This is a genomic window from Vibrio sp. 970, from assembly GCF_033339075.1.
On record NZ_JAWOTW010000155.1, the window covers coordinates 1 to 868 of the forward strand.

1 protein-coding gene is annotated in these 868 nt (G+C 47.8%); it reads right to left on the minus strand.

The window, feature by feature from the left end; all coding sequences use genetic code 11:
* Positions 1 to 868, minus strand: an 868-nt coding sequence (locus tag R7Q11_RS25365; RefSeq protein ID WP_225466903.1) for an SgrR family transcriptional regulator, incomplete at both ends; no start/stop codon positions are given.

The window sequence follows — 868 nt, forward strand, 5'->3', positions numbered from 1 at the left end:
ACCCAAAGTAACCATCGAAAGCAGTAAGGATAAGGCGTTTGTCGTCGTTCACTTTCACTTGGAACGGACCTGTGCCAATAGGCTTACGGTCAAAATCCTCAGAGCGAAGCGCTTGTGGCAATAAGACTTTGGCTTGAGACTCGCTCAATGCTAACGGTAAATAGCGATCTGGACGAACAAGCTTAATATCAACGGTCCAAGGCTGTGGTGACGAAACTTGCTGAATGTGAGAGAACAAATTCAATCCACTCAAGGCAAGAATGCTCTCTACAACACAATCTGTCGTGAGTGGTTCACCATTATGGAAGCGTACGCCACGACGCAAATAGAAACGCCAATGAGTGTCAGAAAGCGCCTCCCACGTATGTGCGAGATCCGGTTGAAGTTGTTCGTTTTCATCAAGACGCGTTAAACCGCTAAAAACTTGTCGCGCGATGTGTTGCTCTGAGCGACGCATCGGCTTTTGCGGATTCAGCATGGCTAACGGTCGGTAATAAGGCAATCTCACGACTTGCTCGCCTTGTCGATGCTGCAATCCCAAATAACCTTGAATCACCTGGGTTAAACGTGCGGCGTCATTGTCTAACGCATCGAGCGCCTGTCCAATCTTTCCTTCGTCTAGATAGCGTCTCGCTAAGTTTTCGCTTACGTCACTACGATTGCGTTTAAAGATCAGTTTGGATAGTTTTCCTCGGCCAGCCGCCGGGTGCCATTCTATCCACCCTTCTTCTTCGAGCTTATTGAGAACGATACGCGCATTTCGTCGCGTACAAAACAAAGCGTCGGTAATGTCTTCTAGCTGAACTTCTGTGTCGTTACCGGCAAATTTTTCAAAGAGTGTTTCGAACTGAACACGTAAACGAGGGCT